The organism is Pseudomonas sp. NPDC087639, from assembly GCF_044743385.1.
Lineage (GTDB): Bacteria > Pseudomonadota > Gammaproteobacteria > Pseudomonadales > Pseudomonadaceae > Aquipseudomonas.
In genome coordinates this window covers 37,689-57,727 of the sequence record NZ_JBIUWI010000015.1, presented here as the reverse complement: position 1 = coordinate 57,727, position 20,039 = coordinate 37,689, and the positions used below count along the sequence as shown (strand labels likewise).

Sequence of the window (20,039 nt, the reverse complement as noted above, 5' to 3'; positions counted from 1 at the left end):
ACCTGTAGTGATGCTTGCTCGCACCTCCCGTCGCAGTACCCGTATCCAGCCGATCAAACGTGGCGTGGGCGATCCCGCACAGTGGCTGCTCAAGCCGTTGGCGCAAGCCGTCGCCTTGTGTCTGGTGGCGGGCAGTGCCGAAGCGGCGACGGCGTTCAGTTCCGGTTGGTTTGCCGCCAAGGGGGCGGCGCAGCAGGCGGCGGCATCGCGTCCGGGTGTGGGCGGTCTGCCGGGGATGACCCCGCCGCTGGCGCAGCAGCAACGGGCCAGCCAGCAGTTGCAGCGTTCTTTGCAGACACTCAATAACACCGTGGCGGCGATCGCCGCTCAGCAGGCGGCACAAGCCGCTGGACGTGCCGCCGCGTTGGGCAGCGTGCAGGTCGTTCCGGATGGATTGGGCGAGGGCGGCCTGAAGGTCGATAACAGCCTGTCTCAGGGTTGGATGAACGCCAAAGGCCCGCAACAAACCCAGGCGGACGGCAAGACCACGGTCAAGATCGAGCAGACCGCCGACAAGGCGATTCTCAACTGGGAAACCTTCAACGTCGGGCGCAATACGACGGTGGAATTTGCCCAGCAGTCCAATTGGGCGGTGCTCAACCGCATCAACGATCCGAGCGCACGGCCCAGCCAGATTCAGGGGCAGATCAAAGCGGACGGCACGGTGATGCTGATCAACCGCAACGGCATCGTGTTTAGCGGCAGCAGTCAGGTCAATGTGCGCAATCTGGTGGCGGCAGCCGCGAACATGAGCGATGCACAGTTTCGCGATCGGGGTCTGTATTTCGACAGCACCGGCAGTCAGCCGACGTTTACCGACGCCGCTGGCAATGTCCTGGTGGAGCGTGGCGCGTCGATACAAACGCATCAACCTGCGCTCTCGACCGACTCCGGTGGCTACACCTTGTTGCTTGGCCAGGAAGTGCACAACGACGGTTCTATCAGCACGGCCAAAGGTCAGACAGTGCTGGGCGCGGGCGACCGTTTCTACATCCGCAAGGGCTCGGGCACCGAAGGCAATGGTTATTCCACCACTTTGGGCAGCGAAGTCATTCCCGGTTTCAAGGCTGACAGCACTGGCAAGGTCAGCAACACCGGTCTGATTCAGGCGTCTACCGGCGATATCACCCTGACCGGCCGCGACGTTCGGCAGAACGGCGTGCTGTTGGCGAGCACCTCGGTCGCGACGCGCGGCACCGTGCATTTGCTCAATCCAGCCAGCGATGCTCAAGGCAGTGTGACGCTGGGTGAAGGCAGCGTCAGTGCGATCTTGCTCGACAGCAGCGATCTGACTGCGCTGGACAGTCAGCGCGAGGCGGCGTTGATCGGTGTGAACGCCAATAACCGGATTCGCAGCGACCAGTCGCGGATTGATATCGGCAGTGGCGGCACCGTCGAATTCAAAAGCGGCTCGATCACGCTCGCCACCGGCGGGCAGGTGGCGGTCGCGGCCGGACGACGCAGTCTGTTGCGCGAGGGGGCGGTGGTCGACGTGTCCGGCGCGCTGGGCGTGAAAGTGGCCATGGACGCCAACAACATCAAGATCAATGTGCAGGGCAACGAGCAGCGTGATGCGCCGGTCAATCGCGAGAAGGGTGCGCTCAACAGTAACGATATCTGGGTCGATGTCCGCGAACTGGTGTTCGTGCCGGCCGGCACCAACGGTTACGCTACCGACCGCTGGTACACCGCCGGTGGCTTGTTGGAGGTCGGCGGATACCTTGGCACTCAGGGCCATGGCATCGGTGAATGGATGGCTCAGGGCGGCGAGGTGCGTTTTTCCGGGAATGACGTGATCAGCGAAAAAGGTTCGCTGATCAATGTGTCCGGCGGCACGCTCGATGTGCAAGGCGGCGAGATTCGCCAGAGTTGGCTGCGCGGTACGGACGGGCGGTTATACGAAGTGTCGCGTGCGCCGGGCGATATTCTCTACAGCGGTCTTTACAAAGGTTACGAAAGTCACAGCGAGCGCTGGGGCCAGACTGAATATTTCTATAGTCCGCTGATCGCGCCGACACGTCGTCAGGAAGCCGGGTACACCGTGGGCCGTGACGCCGGACAGTTGGTGATCGCCACGAGCAACGCCGTGCTGGACGGCCAGTTGTTGGGTGAGGTGTTTCAGGGCGAACGGCAGAACCAGGCACCGCGCGCAGGCCTGGACGGTTATGCCCAGGCCCAGACCGCCCGGGCGCGGCGCGGGCAGTTGGTCATTGGCAGTTACGACGCCGCTTATGTTGCCGCCAGTGCGGGCGTGCTCTATCAACTCAACCCGTTGCTCGATCAGGTGCAGGTGGGTGGCGAGCGTGCCAGCGCTGTGAGCGCAGGGCTGACAGACGCGGTTGCTGAAGAGCGTCAGGGCAAACTGTTTCTCGATGCCGGGCTGCTCAATGGTTTCCAGCTGGGGGCGCTGAAGATCTCGGCCAAAAACACGATTGAAGTCAATGACGGCGTGACGGTGGATCACGGGGCAGACATCACCCTGTTCAGCCCTGACGTGCAGATCAATGCCGATCTGGTTGCGCAGGGCGGCAGCCTGCATCTGGGCAACGTTTTGAACCAGCTCGCCACGGATCGGCGTGATGACACCGCTCTCCAGGTGCCAGCAGGCCAGCAGGCTCGCGTCACGGTTGCGCAAGGTGTGCAGCTGCAGACTCGCGGCCTGTGGAGCAACCTGTTGAGTAGCCCGGACGACGCTGCCAGCCTGGCCTACCTCAATGGCGGGACGGTGTCGATCCGCAGCAGCGGCGACATTCAGTTGGCCGGCGGCAGTCTGGTCGATGTCACCTCGGGCGGCGCTGTCTTGGCCAACGGCAAGACACGGGGCGGCAAGGGCGGCGACGTGACCCTGGAAGCCAGCGCCAACAGTGCGCCCGGCCAGTCACGCATGGTGCTCGATGGCGATGTGCAGGGTTATGGCGTGAGTGGCGGCGGTACGCTGACCGTGCAGGCCAACAAGGTCCTGATCGGGTCCTCCGGCAACGTTACCGATGAACAGACCTTGCGTCTGACTCCGGAGTTGTTCCGCACGGGGTTCAGCGCTTACAACATCATCGGTCTGAAGGGCCTGGAAGTGGCCGATCAAACCGCCGTCGATGTGCTGATGCCGGTCTATCGATTCGGCGAATCCGTCTCGACCCTTGCCTCCGGTACGTCGCCGCGCACGGCGCTTGAGCTGTGGACGCCTTCGCTGTTCCAGGAAAACCCGCTCAAGGGCGTATTGACGCAAAGGGCCGGCGCTTCTGTCGCCTTACAGGCAGGCGGGACGCTAGTGGGCTTGATTGATCCCGCCAACAGCCCGTTGTCGATTGGCGAGGGCGCACGTATCAGCGTCGATCCCGGCCAGCGCATCAGCGTGCGCGGGGCCGGTCAGATCACGGTTGACGGGGAACTCAACGCCTGGGGCGGCGCCATCGATATCCGTCAACAGCAATTCGGTTCGATTGATGTGGCGACGTCCTTGCAGGAGGCCGATCCGACGGCACACAACCGTTCTATCTGGATCGGTGAACATGCCGTGCTCGACGTGGCCGGCCGGGCAGCGACTGCTGTTGATGCGCTGGGCCGCGTTTACGGCCAGGTCGGCAAGGGTGGCTCGATCATCCTCGGTGGCGAGATTGATGCGAAGAAGATCACTGCGACCGCCGCCGACGCTTATGTCATCGTCCGTCAGGGTGCGCGCCTGGACGCGTCCGGTACGCAAGCCGTCCTCGACAACGGCGGACAAGGTCCCGCTCGCGTAGCCACCGATGGCGGCCGGATCACCCTGAGTTCCTACAATGGCCTGTTCATCGAGGGCAGCCTGCAGGCCAATGCCGGTGGTGCCGGGGCGGCGGGCGGGCGTCTGGAGATTGCTCTGGATACTCCGGCGTACGGTGCTGCGAACTTGAGCAATGCGGTACGGGTGCCACGGGAACTGATCATCGGCCAAGGGCCGGCACAGGCACTGCCGCAGGCGCTGCAAGCGGGGCAAGCCTCGCCACTTTTGCGCTACGGACGTACGCGCTTGAGTGCTGATCAGTTGATGAGCGGCGGCTTCGATAGCGTGAGTCTGCTGAGCAATGGACTGATGACATTCGATGGCGATGTCGACCTGCACATGGGGCAGAGCCTGAGTCTGTTCGCCGGTTCCCTGTCCCTGGCCGAGTCGGCGAAAGACAGCGCCCGGATCAATCTCAGCGCACCTTATCTGCGCCTGTCAGGGCCGGGCACTTACCTGAGTTCGGACGCCAAGATTCGTCCACGGGTCCTGAGCAACCCGACCGCGCACTTGTCCAGCGCGCAATTCAATGCCAGCGCGAACCTGCTGGACCTGGGCAACTCGCTTTCATTCGGTACCGAGGGGACCCTCGTGCAATCGGGCGCACCCGCGCTTGCGGTCAGCCGAAGTGGCTTTGGTCTGGTGACGCTCGACAGCCAGGGTGATATGCGATTCCTCGCGCCGACCGATGAGCAGCAGCGAAGCCGTCTGTGGACTCCGGGTGACATGCAGTTGCGGGCTGCGCAAATCTACCCGGCCAGCGGGGTCTCGGCTGAAGTGCGAGTGGGCTATCAGAGTCAGGCCGGATCGGTGCCGGAGCATACGTTGCGTATCGGCAGCCACGGGCCAGCGCCGACCACACTGCCTTATTCGGTGTTCGGCAGCCTGACACTCAGTGCAGGTCAGATCGAGCAGGGTGGCGTCATTCGTGCGCCTTTGGGGTTGATCTCCTTGGGTGACGACATCCTTGTCAAAACCCGTGAGCTTCATCTGCTGCCGGGGAGCGTGACGTCTGTCAGCGCCGCCGGACTGGTAATGCCTTATGGTGGCACCACCGACGGCATCGACTATCAATACAACGGCAAGTCGGTGATTCTGAATGGCATCGCCGGTGCGGCCTCCGGGGTCATACTCGATGCGCAATACACCGATGTGCAGGCCGGAGCGCTGATCGATCTTTCGGGCGGCGGCGATTTGCGCGGGGCCGGTTTTGTTTCCGGGCGAGGCGGCTCTACCGACGCGCGTTTCAATCCGCTGGTACGCAATGCCACCGATGGCACCTTCAGTCTGCCGGGGCTGGCGAGCAACCCGGTGTATGCCATCGTCGCGGGTGACCAGAGCCGCTACGCGCCGATGCTGGCCGAGGCCGGTGCAGTCGATCCGCGTATCGGCCAGCAAATCACTCTCGGGGCGGGTATCGCAGGGCTGGCGCCAGGCACCTACACCTTGTTGCCATCGACCTTTGCCTTGTTACCCGGTGCCTTCCGGGTCGAAATCAATAGTCCGGCGATTGCCGGTCCCATGGGCAATGCGTTGAAGTTGCGCAATGGTTCGTGGACCACGGCCGGGCAGATGTCGATTGCAAACACCGGTATTCGCGACAGCCTGCCCAACCAGGTGACTGTGACGTCGGCCGATGTCCTGCGGCGCTATTCGCAGTACAACGAAACCGGGTTCACCCAATTTGTGCTCAACGATGCTGCGCGACGCGGTCTGCCACGTGCCCGCACGCCGCTGGACGGCAACACGCTGCACCTGCGCATGGTCAGCGGTGGCGACCATGACTCGGCACTGGACTTCAACGGGCAAGTGCTGTTCAAGCCTGCCGACGGCGGGGTCATCGGCACTGCGGTTGTCCAGGGCGGTTATACCGGCGGTGAGTTCGAGATTCTCGGCGCCGGGCATACGCGAACGGCCGGGTTCGCCGGTGTATCGCTGTACGCCGACACCCTCAACGGGTTGAATGCCGGACGTCTGACCATCGGTGGCACCCCGACCGTGTATTACGGTTCGGAGGGCAGCTCGATCAAGGTGCTCAGCAATACCTCCGCCATCCGCCTGCGGGAGGGCGCGATCCTGTCAGCGCCGGAAGTTGTTTTGAGCACCAACAGCGAGAGTGGCGGCATCACCATTGATGCGGGAGCGGGCATCAATACCTTGGGACGAGGTGCCGTCCCGTACGATGCGGCGGCCGGTTTCGTCTATGTACCGGAGCGTTCCAGTCTGCTGGTGGTCTCCAACGGCTGGACGCCGGTGCTTGCGCCTGCCGGGGGCGGAGGTGGCAGCATTCGTATCGGCAACTGTCCGACGGCTGAGTGCACCGCCCCGGCGTTGCTGTACTCCAACGGCAGCATCATCGCCGCCACCGACAAAGACTTCGAACTGGGCGAGAGCGTGCGCTTCGGCACCCGCCAACTCGGACTGTCGGTTGGCGTGGTCAATGCCGGCAGTACGCAAGCACTGGCAGCGGCCAGCGGCCGTATGCCGGCGGGCCTGACGCTTAACCAGAACGTGCTGGATCGGCTGTTGCAGGGCGACACGCAATTTGGCGCACCCGCCCTGGAGACCCTGAATCTGGTGGCCCGCGATGCGTTCAACTTTTTCGGCAGCGTTACCCTCGACACACTAGACCCACAGACCGGCGAGAGCCGCTTGCAGAATCTGGTGCTGGGCACCCCGGCCATTTACGGTTCGGGCGCGGCCAGTGACGTGGCGACGATCCGCACCCGGAATCTGATCTGGAACGGGGCGACTCAGGCTCCGGGAACGGTGGTCACGGATGGCGCCGGTAACGGGCACGGCACGCTGGATATTCAAGCGCAACGGATCGAACTGGGTTATGGCCCGAATCCGCAACCCAACGGGCTGGATCTCAACAACCGCCTGACCCTGGGTTTTGCCAACGTCAACCTCAATGCCAGCGAGCGCATCACCGCCAACCACAAGGGCAGCCTGGCGGTGTACGAGTCCCAAGGGGCTTACGACGCGGTCACGGGTTTCAGCTACAGCGGTGGCAATCTCAATCTGCGCACGCCACTGTTGACCGGGGAAGCCGCCTCGGTCAGTGAACTCAAGGCCGGCAACCTCCTGACCCTGAGCGGCACCGCGACAACGGCCGCGGCGGATGCCCTCGGTGCGCAACTGAGTCTGACGGCACGCAGCGTCGTGCTCGACAGCCGCATCGTCCTGGCCAGCGGCAAACTGCTGGTCAATGCCGAGGATGATCTGATCCTTGGCGGCGGCGCGCAGGTGGACATGGCGGGTCGGGTTCTGCCGTTCAACGATGTGAAGAAATACAGTTGGGGCGGCGATGTGTCGTTGCACAGCAACAACGGCAATATTCGTCAGTCGGCCGGTTCGCGAATCGATCTGTCGGCCGTCAATAATCAGGCCGGTCAATTGAGCGTTGTGGCCCTGGCCAGCGGCGCCGGACAGGTTGATCTGCAAGGGCAGATCGTCGGCACCAGCAGCGGCTACTACGATGCCGGCGGCACGTGGGTACCGTACAAGGCCGGGGGTGTGGACATTCGTGCCCAGCGCCTGGACGGCGAGTTGAGCCCGGCCTTTGCCAGCCTCAACCAGCGCCTTAATTCGGGAGGGGTGACCGGCAGTCGCAGCTTTCAGTTCAAGCAGGGTGATCTGGTCATCGGTAACGAGCTCAAAGCAGGCGAGGTCAATGTCTCGGTGGACAGCGGTAGCCTGACCGTGGCCGGGCTGATCGATGCCAGTGGCGAGCGGGTCGGCAGCATTCGCCTGGCCGGCAAAAACGGTTTGAGCCTGACGGGCAACGCGGTGCTGGATGCCCATGGCCGCATACTGCGTGTCGACAGCTACGGCAAGATCATCGACGCCCCGAACCGGGCCATGGTCGAACTCAATTCCGGTGATGGCGTGCTGACATTGGCGGCCGGCGCACGAATCGACCTGCGCCACGGCACCGATGCGCTGGCTGGAAACCTGGCGGGACAACGCGATGGCTTGCCGCGGGGAACGCTGGAGCTGAATGCACCACGCCTGGGTGGCAATGACATTGCCATCGATGCCAGCGGTGCCGTCAATATTCAAGGTGCCCGCTCTATCGGGCTGAACGCCGTGCGTCGCTACAGCGATGCCGCCGACGGCACCGACCCGGCGGCCAGCGGTCGTCCGTATCAAGTGATCGATCAGGCCTACCTGGACCGCATTCACACGGACAGCGACGGCTTTATCAATGCGGCGCTGAACAACAGTGATCTGCTGCAACGCAAACTGGCCGGCCTCAACAATGCGGCCTATACGGATGTGTTTCACTTGCGCCCGGGTGTCGAAATCGTCAGCAAAACCGCCGAGGGTGATCTGGTGGTGCAGGGCGACCTCGACTTGTCCGGCTACCGTTATGCCAGCCTCAACCCGCACACTCGCCGCACCTCGGTGTATGGCAGCGGCGAAGCGGGCAGCCTGTTGATTCGTGCCGGCGGCAACCTCGATATCTATGGCAGCATCAACGACGGTTTCGCGCCGCCGCCGGAAACCGTGGACGACGCCGGCTGGAAACTGGTGCCGGGGATACAGCCGTTCGGTGGTGATCTCATCGTGCCGGGCGCCGGGGTCAGCCTTGCCCCTGGTACGCTTTTCCCGGTCGGCGCCACCTTGAACTACGACTTGCCGATTCAAGCCGCCACGCTGGCAGCGGGCACGGTGTTGCCCGCACAGGGCACGCTGGCCGCAGCCTATACGCTTCTGGCCGGAACCGTGCTGGCCGGCGATGTGCACGACGCGGCGGGCAATCTGCTGTATGCCGCCGGCACGTTGCTCGACAGCGGTGTGACCCTGCCGGCCGGCAGTCGTTTGGGCGCGGGTATCCGCCTGAACAACGCCACCGCATTGCAGGCCCTGCTCTGGCCCAAAGGCGTGCCGCTGCCGGGCGCTGTCGATGCCGACAATAAAACGGTCGGTGTCATGCTGAGCACCACGCTGGAGCTGTTGCGTGGTTCGCTGATTCCCTCCATGACCGATGTGAAGCTGGCAGATGGCACTGTGTTCCTGGATCTGCGTCCCTCCAACGGCACACAACAAGGTCGCAACTGGGCCATCGCCAGCATGCTGCCGGCGGGCAGTGCGTCGTGGTCGATGCGCATGGTGGCAGGGGCTGATCTCTCGGCGGCCGACAGCCGTTCCGTGAGGCCTCAGGCCAGCGCCGGTCATTTGCAGTTGGCGGACACCCATTACGGTCTGACCATGGTCGAGGTGGCCGGCAAACTGGTCTGGGCCGTGGGTAACGAGTATGGCTTTACACCGTACGAGCCGGTTCCCGAGGAATACCTCGTGCTCTGTGACATCGCGCCAGCCGCCTGTGCGCCGATGGCGCGCACGGTGTGGGCGCCGGGTAACTGGATGGGCATGCCGGATTACACGCCGATGAACGATGACGAATTGTTCTGGTGCACCATCGATCCGGCGCTGTGCATTGAAAACAATCCCCGCAAGAGCGCCGAAGCCCATACGCAGATGTTCAGCGTTTTGCGCACCGGCACCGGCGACCTGGATCTGATGGCTGCCGGTAACGTGAGCATGGCTTCACCTTTTGGCGTGTACACCGCCGGCACTCAATCGAGCAACGTCGATGCGCGTTACAACCAGGCGCGAGGGCGCTTGTCGGCTGATGGTTCGGTGTTGGGCAGCGCCGGCAGCGATGCCGAAAAATGGGTCGATGGCGGCACTGCCAGCCTTTACCAGGCCTGGTATCCGCAGATGGGCGGTAATCTGACGATCAATGCCGGCGGGTCGGTGTCCGGTGATGTGCTCGGTCGTCGTGCGGTCGGTACGGGCGACGGTACCCGTGAGCAGGTTCCAAGCGTCGCGGTGGGCAATTGGCTGTGGCGCCAGGGCACCGGCAACAACGATGTGCCGACGGCCTGGTGGATCAATTTCGGCAGCTACGCAGCGCAGCCATTGCCAGAACAGGGCGTGGAAAGCAAACCGTATCTGGTGGGCTTTACCGGATTCGGCACGTTGGGCGGCGGTAACCTCAGCCTGAGTGCCGCCGGGGATGCCGGCATGCTCAAGGCCATGGGGGACGACAAGTATGCGTCGTACCCTCGCAGTCAGGGTTTGATCGTGGCTGTCGGCAGCACGGGGCGCGTGGACAGCGACGGCAACCTGCAACTGACCGGCGGCGGCGACCTGGATATTCGTCTGGGTGGCACCCTCAATCCCTCTCTGCAAGCACGTGCCGGTCTGTCGGGCAGCGGCACGCCGACGCATGACTTGCAGGGCGCGATCATCAACCTGCGCGGTGCGGCACAACTGACGGGCGCCGCATTGGGCGGGATCAATCTGCAGTACGGCGCATCCGCGCTGTTTCACGATCCACGGGAAACGCGTGCCTTCGATCCGTTCAATTCGACGGCCAGTAATGCCAGTGGCGGGGTGGTGCTGATTCCCGGCGACTCGGGCATGCGCCTCAATACCCGAGGTGATCTGGTATTGGGTGGTGCGACTGACCCAGGCCGAGTGCGTTTGCAGAACTCCACACCGTTTACCACGGCCGATGGCGTTTACCACGCCGGTGGCGGCTTGACTGGTTTTTCGCTGTGGACCGATCACACCGCCATCGATCTGTTCTCGGCGGGCGGCAACCTGACGCCGAACACCCAGTTGCTGGAAACCACTGGGCAGGGTCCTGTCGCCGGGCTTAACACTTCGCCCACCGATGATCGCTACGTGATCCCGTCGATACTGCGCGCCGTCGCTGGCCAGGGTTCGATTTATCTCGGGCCGTCAGCGGCTTACGGTGTAGGCAACGCAGCACCGGCCTTGACCTATTCGCTGCTGCTGGCGCCTTCGAACGCGGGGCAGCTCGAACTGATCGCCGGTGATTCGATCTATGCCGGGGGCTACGCCATCAACCAGTCGGGTGCCAGCCCATCGGCGCTCGCCACACCGTTTACGCCTGCGTTCAATGGCTACGGCAACAACACATTCAGTCGCCCGATCATGACCAACGCCGGCAGTGACGGTGTGCTGGCGGAGACCAATTCGCGCTATCCACTCTTTGCTTTTGGTCCCGATAGCTACTCGGGTTTGAGCAGTGTTCAGGGGCCGGCGCGCTTCTATGCCTTGACCGGTGATCTGGTGGGTATTCGCACGGGTGAAACGCTGGCGTTCGCGACCACGAAACGCACCTGGTATGAATCGGCAGGCCCGGTCTGGATGGTGGCGGGGCGCGACATCGTGGCGTCCGGTACCAACCTGGGGCAACCCACGTTTGCGCCCACCGGGGGCATGGGGCGCAACAACGAACAGATCCAGTCTACCGGCAATCTGTTCGTGCACAGTCGGCCAAGCGATGTCTCTCGGGTTTCGGCCGGGCGCGACATCCTTTACAGCAATTTCGACATCGCGGGGCCAGGGGTTCTGGACGTGAATGCCGGGCGCAACATCCTTATGGATAATCGCGCCAGCATCAACAGCATAGGGCCGGTGGTGGCGGGGGATAACCGGCCGGGTGCGAGCGTGGTGTTGCAGGCTGGCGCGGGCGCACAAGGTCCGGACTATTCGCGCTTCATCGCCCGGTATCTGAACACGCAGAATCTCGCCAATCCGGATACCTCGTTGAGCGCTCAACCGGGCAAAGTGGTCAAGACCTACGTGGACGAATTGCAGAGCTGGCTGACCCTCGGCTACGACTTCAGTGGTGACGCAGAACAGGCGCAAGCCTTCTTCGCCGCACTGCCAAGTGCCGAGCAGGCGATTTTTGCGCGCCAGGTGTACTTCGCCGAACTGCGTGCCGGTGGCCTGGAATACAACGATGTCGATGGGCCGCGTCAGGGCAGTTACCTGCGTGGTCGCAACGCCATTGCGTCGTTGTTCCCGACGGTTGATGTGGCGGGCAATCCGATCCGCTACGACGGCGATATCACCCTGTACGGCGGCGCCGGGGTCAAGACCCTGTTCGGCGGCGATATCCAGATGCTCACCCCGGGCGGTGGTCAGGTTTTCGGCATCGAAGGCGCGGCGCCGCCATCGACGGCGGGGATCATCACCCAGGGTTCGGGCAATATTCAGCTCTACTCCCAGGGCAGCATTTTGCTGGGGCAGAGCCGGATCATGACCACCTTCGGCGGCTCGATTCTCGGTTGGTCGGCCGAGGGGGATATCAACGCCGGTCGCGGTTCGAAAACCACCGTGGTCTACACACCGCCAAAACGCGTTTACGACACTTGGGGCAACGTGTCGCTGTCGCCATCGGTGCCGAGCACCGGTGCCGGTATCGCCACGCTTAATCCGATTGCGGAAGTGAAGCCGGGCGACATCGATCTGATCGCGCCGTTGGGCACCATCGATGCGGGCGAGGCGGGCATTCGTGTGTCGGGCAACGTCAACATCGCCGCCCTGACGGTGGTCAACGCCGCCAACATCTCGGTGCAGGGCAAGGCGACCGGCGTGCCGGTGGTTTCGGCGGTCAACACGGGCGCGATCACCTCGGCCAGTTCCGCCGCATCGTCTGCCACCCAGGCCGCCGAAGATGTCGCGCGTCAGCAACAAGCGGCAGCGCGGCAGAACCAGGCGTCGGTATTCACCGTGCAGGTGTTGAGTTTCGGCAACGAACAACTCGCCCCGTCCCGCGATGGCGCCAGCCGCACACAGGCGCCGGGCTACAACCCGAACAGTCCGGTGCAAGTGCTGGGGGCAGGGGCGCTGGATGAACAGGCGAAGCAGCAGTTGACCGAGGAGGAGCGTGGGCAACTGACCTTGTAAAAGACTCTCGTGTAGTACGTTTTGGCGGCCTGTTGGTCGCCCTTTTTTTGTCTGCTAAAAACTTTTGATTGGCCGCAATACCTTGTAGGAGTGAGCCTGCTCGCGATAGCAGTGTGTCAGGCAACACATCATTAACTGATACACCGCTATCGCGAGCAGGCTCACTCCTACAGGGGATTGGGGTGGGTTTCAGAAGGCGTAAGGAATGCTGACTTTCGCCCAAAGCATTTCACCTTCAGGCCGGTTCTCCACGTCGAATTCCTTGACCCAGCGAATCTCCGCGCTGGCGTATTTGAGGAAGGTGAAGTGCAGCGCCGGGCCAATCGCGAATACCTTGCCGCGCACGCCATCGTTCACGTCTTCGCCAGCAAACTGCACGGTGTGGCCGAACTGTTTGTCGTCGCTGGTTTGCTTGAGGTAGTAGCCGTTGATGCCGAGCATCAGGTCGTCGGTGAGCTTATAACTGGCCGAATAATCGAAGTGGAAGATCTGCCCGGACTTGTAATCGGTGTCCTTGTTCTTCTCGTTGAAACTGTAGGTGGTCTTCATCGAGACCTCGGTCCTGTCCGTTGGCAGCCAGGTGAAGGAGAACAGCGGTTTGTAGGTGTAGAAGTTGTTGCTGGTATTGGCCAGCCGATCGACGCTGTATTCACCGGTGGGCACGGTGATTTCCACGGCCGCGCCGAGGGTCAGATTCTTGCCCATGTCCCACAGAATGATCGGTGCGATGGTGGTGTCGCCCATGCCTTCGCGGGTGTCGCTCAAGCCGAACACCGAGACTTCCTGCTTCAGCCACGGCTGGGCGATATAGCCGGCCAGACGACCACCGAATACGCGCACCGGACTCAAATAGTCGATGCGCGGGATCACCGCCGTGGACTCGATCTCGACATTGGGCACCTTGCCGCCGAGCGAACTGATGTTGAGCTCTCGCGCCTTGTAATGGTTGTAGTAGAGGTTGAACGCGACCATGTTCTCAGGAAGGCTGTCGACCTCCATCGGCAGCATGAAAAAGCCGTCGGTGCCGGTGCCGATGTTGTCGACGCCGGCTTCGGTGGCCAGGGCTGGCAGGGTCGCGGCGCAGCCAAGCAAAGTCAGGGCCAGGCGCAAGGGCAATGTCGCGCGATTCGGGTGCATATCCGTCCTCATTATTATTGTGGTGGGGCGCAACGCCGGCACGCAGAACTCCCGGCACACTAGAAATAAGCGCTTGGCGCCCGACGGGGCAGGGTATTGGCGGACACTGAGGGGGGCTTCTGCGGACAGTCGACAAACCCTGTGCTAACTTCCTTCGACATAACCGGTAACAAAAATAACAATCAAGCGTGCTCCGGAATGTCTAGCCCCCATGAACGTAAAAGTCCAAGACCCGACCTTTGAACTGGCGCTGGTCTCGCCGTTTCTTCTGCAAACCCTCGCCGAAGTCGCGCAGAGCAAGGGCGTCGAGCCCGAGAGCCTGTGTCGTGGCCTGGGATTTACCCTCGAAGATTTGCAGGACCCGACGCAGCGGATTTCCTATCGGCAGGCTGTGGCGATGATTCAGCGTGCGCTCAAAGTGCTGCCCAATCAGGGCCTGGGTTTGTGGGTCGGGGCACAGAATGTGCTGGGTACTTTGGGTTTACTCGGCCATGTGCTGTCGCTGTGCAAGACCCTGCGCGATGCCTTTGCTCTGGGCATTCGCCATCAGCACACCACCGGCGGGATTGTGGTTTCCAGCGTCGATGTGGTCGGCGAGCACGTGCATCTGGATGCCGAATGCCGCTTGCCGTTCGCCGATGTGCAGGTGTTCGCGGTCGAGGAGTTTTTCGCCAGTCTGCTGGTGTACGGGCGGGCGTTGGCCGGTGCCGATTTCAAGCCGATTGCCGTGGAGTTCGTGCATGCCACGCCGGATTACCTCAGCGAATATCACCGTTTGCTCGGCCCGCAGGTGCGCTTCGGTTGCCTGCACAATCGCATGCTGATTGATGCGCGTTGGCTGGACGTGAACCTGCCCAATCATCACTCGCTGGCGTTGCGTCAGGCGGTCGCCTTGCTGGAGCTGGAAGCGGCGCAGGTGCACCAGAAGCTCGACCTGATTCAAGCGGTGGAGCGGGCGATCGCCCGGGATCTGAGCCGGGGCAGTCATATCGAGAAGATTGCCGGCGACCTGAACATGAGCAGCCGCACCTTGCGCCGGCGCCTGACCGAGCATTCGTTGACCTTTGAGGCGTTGCTGGAACAAGTGCGCCAGGCGCGGACGATGAGTCTGCTGGCCAATCCCGACATGCCGATCGAGCGCATTACCGAAGAGGTCGGTTACAGCGATGTGCGCAGCTTTCGCCGAGCGTTCAAGCGCTGGACGGGGATGAGTCCGAGTACGTGGCGCGTTGAGAGCACCGCAACGGTTTAGATGAACCCTGTGGCGAGGGGATTCATCCCCGATGGGCAGCGAAGCGGCTCCAAAAACCTGCAAGCGCGGTTTTTCTGGAAGGCGGCATATACCTGTTTTGCGACGGCTGCGCCGCCGATCGGGGATAAATCTCCTCGCCACAAGGGAACTTCGTGCTCAGTACATCGGCGTTTCAACCCCACAAACCCTCCGGCCACAGGTAAACTCCCGCGCACTTTCCCAAGGAGTTCACATGAGTTACTACCAGCCGGGCATTCTCGCCACCCCTGTTCCTGCGCAAGCACGTCATCTGTTTTTCGCCCTCGCCTCGGTTGAAGCACTGCCGCAGGCGATCGACAACCTGATGAATCTGGTGGACGGCAAGTCGGCGGTGGTCGGTTTCGGTGAATCCCTGGCCAAGGCGCTCAACGTGCAAATCGACGGCCTGCGCAGCTTCCCGGCCATGACCGGCGTCGGTGTGGAGAACCCGTCGACCCAGCACGCCCTGTGGGTCTGGCTGCACGGCGTCGACCGTGGTGAACTGCTCAACCGCTGCAATGCTTTCGAAGCCGCACTGGCCCCGGCCCTGCGTCTGGTTGAGGCTCAGGAAGCCTTCCGCCACAAGGACGGCCACGACCTGACCGGCTACGAAGATGGCACCGAAAACCCTCACGATGACGCCGCCGTTGCCGCCGCCCTGCAAAGCGCGGGTGCCGACGGTCTGGTCGGTGGCAGCTTCGCCGCGATCCAGCAGTGGCAGCACGACCTCAAGGGCTTCCATCAGTTGTCCGCCGAAGACAAGGACAACATCATGGGCCGTCGCCTCAGCGACAACGAAGAGATTGACGACGCGCCGGTTTCCGCCCACGTCAAACGCACCGCGCAGGAAAGTTTCGCGCCTGAGGCGTTCGTCGTGCGCCGCTCGATGCCGTGGATCGAAGGCGATCGCGCGGGCTTGATGTTCCTTGCCTTCGGCTTCTCGCTGGATGCGTTCGAAGCGCAACTGCGGCGTATGAGCGGTCTGGAAGATGGCATCACCGATGGTCTCTATCGCATCAGCCGTCCGATTACCGGCGGTTACTACTGGTGTCCACCACTCAAGGACGGGCATCTGGATCTGCGCGCTTTGCGCATCGGCTAAGGAGCAAAACAAATGGACGTGGTGCGTTGGGGCATGATCGGTTGCGGTGACGTCACCGAGCGCAAGAGCGGGCCGGCCTTCTACAAGGCCCCCGGTTCGGCGTTGGTGGCGGTGATGGGCCGGCGTCTTGAAGCGGTGAGCGATTACGCCACGCGCCACGGCATCGCCCGGGTCTACACCGACGTCGATGCACTGATCAACGATTCCGAGGTGGACGCGGTGTACATCGCCACGCCACCCGACAGCCACCACGCCTACAGCCTCAAAGTCGCCGCCGCCGGCAAGCATTGCTGCGTGGAAAAACCCATGGCACTCAGCTCGGGGCAAAGCCGCGAGATGCAGCAGGCGTTTGCCGACGCCGGTTTGCACCTGTTCGTTTCCTACTACCGCCGTTCGTTGCCGCGCTTTCAACAAGTGCGCCAATGGCTGGAGGAAGGGCGCATCGGCGCGGTGCGGCACCTGAGCTGGACATTGACCAAGGCGCCGTCGGCGGCAGACCTGGAGGGCAGCAACAACTGGCGAACCGACCCCGCTGTGGCCGGCGGTGGCTACTTTGCCGACCTGGCCAGCCACGGTTTCGACCTGTTCCAGTACCTGCTCGGCGACATCGTTGAAGTCGCCGGATTCACCGCACGACAGGCTGGCTTGTATGCGGCTGAAGATGCGGTCAGCGCCAGTTGGCGGTTTTCATCCGGAGCGCTGGGCATGGGTTGCTGGAGCTTTGTTGCGGACAAGCGAGAAGATCGGGTCGAGATCATCGGCAGCGAAGGGCGAATCAGTTTTTCAGTGTTTGATGAGCACCCGGTGCAGTTATTTGCCGACGAACAGATCAGCCTGCAAATCCCGCATCACGCGCACATTCAGTGGCATCACGTATTGGGCATGAATGCGCATATCTGTGGTGACGCGCAGCATCCGGCGGTGGCTGAGCAGGCACTGAAAACCGACTGGGTCATGGATCAGATTCTCAAGCGTCACTGATCCCCCTGACATACAACATCCCCTGTGGGAGCGAGCCTGCTCGCGAAGGCGTCGTGTCAGGTTCCCATTCGAATACTGACACACCGTCTTCGCGAGCAGGCTCGCTCCCACATTTGCTCCTGTGTTGTCGCATCTAAGGATATGCCCAAACAATATTTCTCAACCTTGTCATAACAACTCTAAGATCACGTCATAACTCGTTATAACAAGTGATCCGAAGATGACCGATAACGTTCTCTCCCTAAGCAGCGTTCCTCTGCACACCCAACTGCGCGACGTCCTCCGCGCGCGCATTCTCGATGGCGAATACCCGCAAGAAAGCCAGATGCCATCCGAAAGCGAACTCGGCGCGCTGTTCAAAGTCAGCCGCATCACTGTGCGCCAGGCGCTGGGTGATCTGCAAAAGGAAGGGCTGATCTTCAAGATCCACGGCAAAGGCACCTTCGTTGCCAAGCCCAAAACCTTCCAGAACGTCAGCAGCTTGCAAGGTCTCGCCGAGTCCATGACCGGTCGCGGCTACGAGGTGATCAACCGCCTGCGCAGCTTCAAATTCATCCCGGCCGACAAGCGCGTCGCCGAGCGTTTGCAGGTCGCCGAGGGCGAGATCGTCGCGCAGATCAAACGCGTGCGGTTGATCAACCGTGAGCCGATCTCGCTGGAAATCACCTACCTGCCCAAAGCCGTCGGCGAGCGGCTGGAGAAGGCTGATCTGGTTACTCGCGACATCTTCCTGATCCTCGAAAACGACTGCGGCATCGCCCTTGGCCACGCCGATCTGGCCATCGACGCGGTGCTCGCTGACAGCGATCTGACTCAGGCGCTGAACGTCGAGGCCGGCTCGCCGATCATGCGTATCGAACGTCTGACTCACGACGCGCAGGGGCAGCCGCTGGACTTTGAACACCTTTACTACCGTGGCGATGCGTTCCAGTACCGCCTGCGGATCGACCGGCAAAAAGGGGAGCAGGCATGACACGCAGCACGCTTGAGCAGGAATACGACATCGTCGTGATCGGCGGCGGCACTGCCGGCCCGATGGCCGCGATCAAGGCCAAAGAGAAGAACCGTGATCTGCGCGTGCTGCTGGTCGACAAGGCCAACGTCAAACGCAGCGGCGCGATCAGCATGGGCATGGACGGTCTGAACAACGCGATCATCCCTGGCCACTCGACGCCCGAGCAGTACACCAAGGAAATCACCATCGCCAACGACGGCATCGTCAATCAGGCGGCGGTGTACGCCTACGCCACCCACAGCTTCGAAACCATCGAGCAACTCGACCGCTGGGGTGTGAAGTTCGAGAAGGACGAAACCGGCGATTACGCGGTGAAAAAAGTCCACCACATGGGCGCCTACGTGCTGCCGATGCCGGAAGGTCACGACATCAAGAAAGTCCTTTATCGCCAGTTGAAGCGCGCGCGGGTCAGCATCACCAATCGACTGGTCTGCACCCGTTTGCTGACCGACGAAGAGGGCGCGGTCAACGGTGTGATGGGCTTCGATTGCCGCACCGCCGACTTCCATGTGATCAAGGCCAAAGCGGTGATCCTTGCCTGTGGCGCGGCCGGGCGCCTCGGTTTGCCATCGTCGGGCTATTTGATGGGCACCTACGAAAACTCGACCAATGCCGGCGACGGCTACGCGATGGCCTATCACGCCGGGGCCGAACTGGCGAACCTCGAATGCTTCCAGATCAACCCGCTGATCAAGGATTACAACGGCCCGGCGTGCGCTTACGTCACCGGCCCGCTGGGCGGCTACACCGCCAACAACAAGGGCGAACGCTTCATCGAGTGCGACTACTGGAGCGGGCAGATGATGTGGGAGTTCCACCAGGAACTGGAAAGCGGCAACGGCCCGGTATTCCTCAAACTCGATCATCTGGCCGAGGAAACCATCCAGAACATCGAGGAAATCCTGCACAGCAACGAACGCCCGAGCCGTGGCCAGTTTCACGCCAATCGCGGCACCGATTACCGCAGCCAAATGGTCGAGATGCACATTTCCGAGATCGGGTTTTGCAGTGGTCACTCGGCGTCCGGTGTGTGGGTCAACGAGCGCGCCGAGACTTCGGTGAAAGGCTTGTATTCGGCCGGGGACATGGCTGCCGTGCCGCACAACTACATGCTCGGCGCGTTTACCTACGGCTGGTTCGCCGGGCACAACGCGGCGGATTTTGTCGCCGGACGTGAGTTCTCCGCGCTGGATGCCGGGCAGATCGAGAAAGAGCAAGCGCGGGTCTATGCACCGCTGGATCGTGAACACGGTCTGCCGCCGGCGCAGGTCGAGTACAAGCTGCGGCGCTTTGTCAACGACTACCTGCAACCGCCAAAAGTGACAAAGAAAATGCAGATCAGCCTGCAACGCTTCAGCGACATCGAACGTGATCTCGACCAGATGAAGGCCAGCAACGCCCACGAACTGATGCGCGCCATGGAAACCAGCGTGATCCGCGACTGCGCCGAAATGGCTGCCCGCGCTTCGCTGTTCCGCGCCGAAAGCCGCTGGGGGCTTTACCACTACCGGGTCGATCACCCGCAGCGCAACGACGCTGAATGGTTCTGCCATTGCCACCTGAAGAAGGGCGACGACGGCCAGATGACCAGTTTCAAAAAAGCCGTCGAGCCTTACATCATCCCGCTCGATGCCGAAGAAATGCAGGCTTACGACCGCTTGCGGGTCGGCGCTTTTGCCGCGTGATGCATCACCCATAGAGAACCCGAACCATGGCCTATCAAGCCCAGGAAATCTTCTTCCGCTCCAACGCCCCCGTCACCGTGGACGAGGACAAATGCATCGCCGAAAAGGGCTGCACCGTGTGCGTCGACGTCTGCCCGATGGATCTGCTGGCGATCAACCCTGCCACGCAAAAGGCCTACATGGCGTTCGATGAATGCTGGTACTGCATGCCGTGTGAGAAGGATTGTCCGACCGGTGCGGTGAAAGTCGATATCCCTTATCTCCTGCGTTGAAACCCGCTCCCACATTGGAACTGTGAGAACACAAAGCCATCCGGAAACCCCGGACGCTGGATTCAAAAACACCCCTCGTTT

Annotated in this window: 8 protein-coding genes; 7 read left to right on the top strand and 1 reads right to left on the bottom strand. The window is 62.1% G+C overall.

All coding sequences use genetic code 11. The annotated features are described in order from the left end of the window. Nucleotides 1-10: 10 nt before the first annotated feature. A complete protein-coding gene (locus ACIOVB_RS09080; protein ID WP_401266875.1) occupies nt 11-12,496 on the top strand; it encodes a filamentous haemagglutinin family protein in 12,486 nt (4,161 codons plus the stop codon). 189 nt (nt 12,497-12,685) lie between these two features. Here the strand turns inward: ACIOVB_RS09080 and ACIOVB_RS09075 are convergent, their stop codons facing one another. Continuing rightward, complete coding sequence (locus ACIOVB_RS09075) at nt 12,686-13,633, bottom strand: transporter (RefSeq protein ID WP_401266872.1); 948 nt, start codon at nt 13,631-13,633, stop codon at nt 12,686-12,688. Nucleotides 13,634-13,844: 211 nt separating this feature from the next. Between ACIOVB_RS09075 and ACIOVB_RS09070 the strand changes: the two genes are divergently transcribed. The 6 genes from ACIOVB_RS09070 (at nt 13,845) to ACIOVB_RS09045 (ending at nt 19,958) form a co-directional block, all read left to right on the top strand. Beyond that, nucleotides 13,845-14,885 (top strand): AraC family transcriptional regulator, encoded by a 1,041-nt coding sequence (locus tag ACIOVB_RS09070; protein ID WP_401266869.1) that lies wholly within the window; start codon nt 13,845-13,847, stop codon nt 14,883-14,885. Nucleotides 14,886-15,117: 232 nt separating this feature from the next. After that, a complete protein-coding gene (locus ACIOVB_RS09065) occupies nt 15,118-16,005 on the top strand; it encodes a Dyp-type peroxidase (RefSeq protein WP_187679784.1) in 888 nt (295 codons plus the stop codon). 12 nt (nt 16,006-16,017) lie between these two features. Next, nucleotides 16,018-16,986 carry a Gfo/Idh/MocA family protein gene (locus ACIOVB_RS09060; RefSeq protein WP_401266865.1) on the top strand — a complete coding sequence of 323 codons (969 nt, stop codon included), beginning with the start codon at nt 16,018-16,020 and terminating at the stop codon, nt 16,984-16,986. Nucleotides 16,987-17,206: 220 nt separating this feature from the next. Next, complete coding sequence (locus ACIOVB_RS09055; RefSeq protein ID WP_401266863.1) at nt 17,207-17,959, top strand: GntR family transcriptional regulator; 753 nt, start codon at nt 17,207-17,209, stop codon at nt 17,957-17,959. After that, nucleotides 17,956-19,686 (top strand): fumarate reductase/succinate dehydrogenase flavoprotein subunit, encoded by a 1,731-nt coding sequence (locus ACIOVB_RS09050; RefSeq protein WP_401266860.1) that lies wholly within the window; start codon nt 17,956-17,958, stop codon nt 19,684-19,686. Before ACIOVB_RS09055 ends, ACIOVB_RS09050 begins: the two co-directional genes overlap by 4 nt. A gap of 26 nt (nt 19,687-19,712) precedes the next feature. After that, nucleotides 19,713-19,958, top strand: coding sequence for a ferredoxin family protein (locus ACIOVB_RS09045; RefSeq protein WP_003225615.1), 246 nt, complete (start codon nt 19,713-19,715; stop codon nt 19,956-19,958). Nucleotides 19,959-20,039 lie beyond the last annotated feature (81 nt).